The following is a 4,160-nucleotide window of genomic DNA, read 5'->3' as shown; positions in this document are numbered from 1 at the left end:
TGGCATATGCAACCCCTGGTGAAGGATCGCCACAAGATGCCATACGAGGCCAAACTTATCAAGACTATACGTGGCCGTATTTATGAAGCTGCCTACTTAGTCGCGAAGTGCCTGGATACTAGGAATGGAGAGCGAGTCCCACATCCATCCTGACCGGCAAGGTGCTTTGCGCTGATCGGCAAAGTCGATTGCGGCAAGGCCAGGGGAAGAACTAGTTCATCAGTCGCTCACCGTGTCGGCTCACTGCCTGTTCTTTTAAGTCGGGACGGAGCTTTCGGATACTTGCACCAAACGGCAAACACCTTCCCAGGGAGCCGCATTGCTGACAGGTTCTTTGGATAGTTCAATTCCTGACATCTGTCACGGAGCCTCCTCTTCGAGATCCTTCACGAAGCGAGGGCCGCAAGAACCATGGGAACCAGACTAAATTTCAGAAGCGGGATGACCGAGATCGCAGATTCGTCAGTCGGAGCCATGCCATGAAGGCCGCGTACTTCGAGAAGACGGGTGGTGTGGAGGTACTGGAGTTCGGTGAACGTCCCGATCCGATCTGCGGCGTCAACGACGTGCTGATCCGCGTGCGCGCCACATCGCTGGACCGTTTTGACATTTATGGCCGTGAGGCGTCACATGGAATGAGATGGCCGCTCCCCCACGTCGGTGGGGGTGATATCGCCGGACATATCGCGGAGATTGGCGTCGGTGCGCGAGAGAGCTTTCCGCAGCTGAAGGTCGGGGATGCCGTTTTTGCACTAGGTCGCCATGCGCACGCGGAAGTCGCGGCCGCGCCGGCGATCCTGACCCTTCCGGTGCCGAAAGGATGGAGCTTCGAATCTGCCGCAGCATTGCCAATGGCCGGCCGCACGGCCTTCGACGCGCTGAATCGCATTCGAATCCGTTCAGGAGAAGATGTTCTGATCGTCGCGGGTGCGAGCGGGGTTGGGAGCTACGCCATTCAGATTGCGCGGACTGCGGGATGTCGGGTGATAACGACAGTGGGCTCGGAGGACAAGTTTGCGAAAGCTCTCGAAACCGGTGCGCACGAGGTCATCAACCACTACACGGAGGATGGTGCGGCGCGAGTGAAGGGTTTCACCAATGGCTCCGGCGTGCACGCTGTCCTGGATCATGTGGGAACACCGATGTTTGATGCAGCGTTTGAATCGTTGCGCCCGAATGGTCGGTTCGTCTCGACTGGCGTAACTGCTGGTCACAAGGCATCGCTCCATCTCGGCAAGCTCTTCTTCAAGGGCATCGAACTGCACGGAATCGGCCGGGCAGATCAGCCGAGCATGCGAAAGTCGATCGAGGGCCTTGTCGCGTTGGCCGAACGTGGTCTGCTGAAGCCGGTGGTGCACACGACATTTCCGCTGGAGCAGATCGCCGAGGCACACCGGCTCATGGAATCATCGAGATTCTTCGGCAAGATCGTGCTGACGGTTGCAGGAACCTGAAGCTCGGTGGGCTCAGAGCGATCGTCTGATGGGCTACGTCGACCAAAGGAGTGGTGGCCGGCAATCTGCCATCGCTGCTCGCCGAGTGCAGCGCCATTCCGATCGGTACCCGCCAAGGTTGAGAAAGGAACTGGACGGGTTGCCCCGCGATTGGAATCATCAGGCGACTGGATCATCACATCGGAGGAACGGCCATGACCGTAGCAGGCGAGCTTGCACAGTTCTTAATTCGCACACGGTACGAGGAGATACCGCCCAAAGCCATCGACTATGCAGCGATGCTGATCTCCAGCACCGTGGCGAGCGCTGCGATGGGGTCGACCCTGGCGTCTTTGCGGATTGTGCGAGACATGCTGGTTATGCGAGGCGGCACGGAAGAGGCGAGCCCATGGTTTGGAGGGCTGCCAAAGCTGCCAGTGGCGTCGGCTGCTCGCATCAACGCGCTCATGAGCGACGCTGCCGCCTCCGACGACAGCGATCTGCGCAACATCACCCATCCAGGGACCACGCTGGCAGTCGCTGCCATGGCCGTTGCCGAGAAGACCGGGGCCAGCGGCAAGGATGTCCTTGCCGCGATTGCCCTCGGCTATGAGGCTGCAGGGCGAATCAACACAGGCGTGATCCCTGGACTCATCTGGGAAAAGGGATTCCATGGCTGCATGGTCGCCATCTTCGGTGGCGCGGTGGCGGCAGGACTGCTCCTGAAGCTCAATTCGAAGCAGATGACAAATGCTGTGGGGCTGGCGGCGACGTCCAACGCCGGCTTGCTCGCGGCGGCCAACACCAGCATGGCGCGCGAGCATCACGCCGGGCTGGCAGCGATGCTGGGCGTTGAAGCCGCTCAGCTGGCGGGCTTCGGCTATACGGTGGAGGAATCCGTCCTGGAGCACCCGAGGGGCTACTTCTTCGCGTATGGTCAGGACGCCCACGCCTCGGGTCGGGGGCCGAAGTCACCTGAGGCCTGGGCGACAACTGGAAGATCCTGACCGACATGGCCATCAAACTGGTTCCAGGCGGCCACCGTACCACGCTATCGGGGAGGCTGCTGCGAACGCGGCGCGCATGGCGGGCATTCCTTCCAGCGAGATCGCGCGCATCGTCTGTTCGCGTCCTGATGCTCACCAGATCAAAGGCCCGCGCCATCCCACCGACCTGATTGGCGTGGCGCACAGTCCCTACTATTTTGCCGCGGCAGGCGCGGCCGATCGGGAGTTCACTTGGGCGCATGCTTCGCCAGCGAAGATCATGGATCCGGCCATCCGCAGGCTACTCGACCTGGTGGAGGTTGGTGAGCCGCCGACGGAGAACGTGGGGCGTTACAAGCAAGGCGCGACGGTGACAGTGACGACGCGCGACGGTCGTAGTTTTACCAACACTGTCTATGCCCCACGCGGTTCTGCGGTGAACGGGATCGAATGGTCCGATGTGGAAGGGAAGTTCGAAACCCTGTGCCCTCTCGCTGGCGTTTCGTCGTCGAACGTCGAGAAGTGCACCCAGGTACTGCGCCATTTCCGCGATGTGAAGCACATGCGTGAACTGGTTGAGCTGATTGCCTGACGTCAACCAACGGCCAGCGTCTCGCGACCGCGCTGACGAGTTAACCGGGGTCAGTCTCAAGTTCAGCGGGGATGCGAAACGATTTCGCAGGAATTCGGGATACGGGAAATATTGTCGTGCTTGTGAATAGAACGTCCGTAACGGACTATTGGCATTTGAGAATCTGCGAGAAAGCATCGCGCATCCATTCCCGTGGAAGTTCACCGCACCGATCTCAACGCATTGATCGCGTGCATGCGCGATCGTTGGGCGCATAGCCAGCCCTTGGCGCTGGCCGCTTGAAGAATATGTGTACGAACTTCCGAAAGAAACTACTTAGCCCTGGCGGCCTTGCGCGGTTCGCCGGGATCCTGACCGCGCCAAGCTTTCCAGTTCGATCTGTTCGAGCTGCGCGCCATCGCGATCGCCACCAGCCACGACATGCTCAGTTGTCTGGACGAGCCGCGCTGAGGCCAGGCTGAGCTGTGCACGCTCATCCCTGACGGTGACACGTGCGTGCGTGCGGTGATCGAGAGTTGGGGGTCTGCGCGGGCCTAACGATACCTGAGCGCCGACGGCGCTGGCCCGCGCAGTATGCACGCCGTGCACACAAGTGCAGGCGTCGCCGGAAGTCATCGCCAGCCGCGCTGGCCGAGGTGCGCGACTTAGGCCGGGCGCCCGTCCAGGCGATCTGCGATCCATGATTGAATGGCGCTCTCCGGCCAGGTCGCGGTGCGTCGCCCGGCCTTCACGGAGCGGGGGAAGACGCCCCTTTGCATTTGCTCGTAGATTGCCGACCGGCGCAGCCCGGTGAGCTGCTCGACTTCGGGAAGTCGCAGGAGCCTGTCGGGCGCGCGCTTCATGGTGTGCGTCAACAGCAGCGTTGAATCGGCGCGCAGAAGCGTGAGTGCTTCTTCCAGCAAATGAGCGGCTGCCTGCAGGTCGCGTTGGGCCGCAATGTCGGCGGCGAGGCGTTGGCTTAATGCGTCGGTATGGACTCGCATGTGACACCACCTTTTCGGTTTCCGCAGCTGCGTCGAGTGCTGTTGCGGTACATCCATAGGGTGCCTGGGATGTCCGGTGGTGCCAACCTGTTGGCGCAAGGCGAGCGTGTCGAGACGTAGCACGTGTGGAAGAGCGCTTGTAGCGCTCGCGGCCGCGAGGCCTTCG

Annotated in this window: 4 protein-coding genes; 3 read left to right on the top strand and 1 reads right to left on the bottom strand. The window is 61.2% G+C overall.

What is annotated here, in order from left to right:
• The first annotated feature begins 479 nt into the window (after nucleotides 1-479).
• From ABEA07_RS16460 to ABEA07_RS16450, 3 genes are all read left to right on the top strand, one after another.
• Nucleotides 480-1,454 carry a quinone oxidoreductase family protein gene (locus tag ABEA07_RS16460; protein WP_345539174.1) on the top strand — a complete coding sequence of 325 codons (975 nt, stop codon included), beginning with the start codon at nucleotides 480-482 and terminating at the stop codon, nucleotides 1,452-1,454.
• Between the two features lie 194 nt (nucleotides 1,455-1,648).
• Nucleotides 1,649-2,440 (top strand): MmgE/PrpD family protein, encoded by a 792-nt coding sequence (locus tag ABEA07_RS16455; protein WP_345539172.1) that lies wholly within the window; start codon nucleotides 1,649-1,651, stop codon nucleotides 2,438-2,440.
• The gene (locus ABEA07_RS16450) at nucleotides 2,367-3,011 is read left to right on the top strand and encodes an MmgE/PrpD family protein (protein ID WP_345539170.1); all 645 of its coding nucleotides are present in this window, start codon (nucleotides 2,367-2,369) and stop codon (nucleotides 3,009-3,011) included. Before ABEA07_RS16455 ends, ABEA07_RS16450 begins: the two co-directional genes overlap by 74 nt.
• A 644-nt stretch (nucleotides 3,012-3,655) precedes the next feature.
• Here the strand turns inward: ABEA07_RS16450 and ABEA07_RS16445 are convergent.
• Nucleotides 3,656-4,160, bottom strand: a 505-nt coding sequence (locus ABEA07_RS16445) for a helix-turn-helix transcriptional regulator (protein ID WP_345539169.1), incomplete at its 5' end; no start/stop codon positions are given.

It is taken from the genome of Variovorax defluvii, from assembly GCF_039541515.1.
In the GTDB taxonomy this organism is placed as follows: domain Bacteria; phylum Pseudomonadota; class Gammaproteobacteria; order Burkholderiales; family Burkholderiaceae_C; genus Variovorax; species Variovorax defluvii.
Note: the sequence above shows the minus strand (reverse complement) of the source record. Positions and strands in the feature narration are given on the sequence as shown.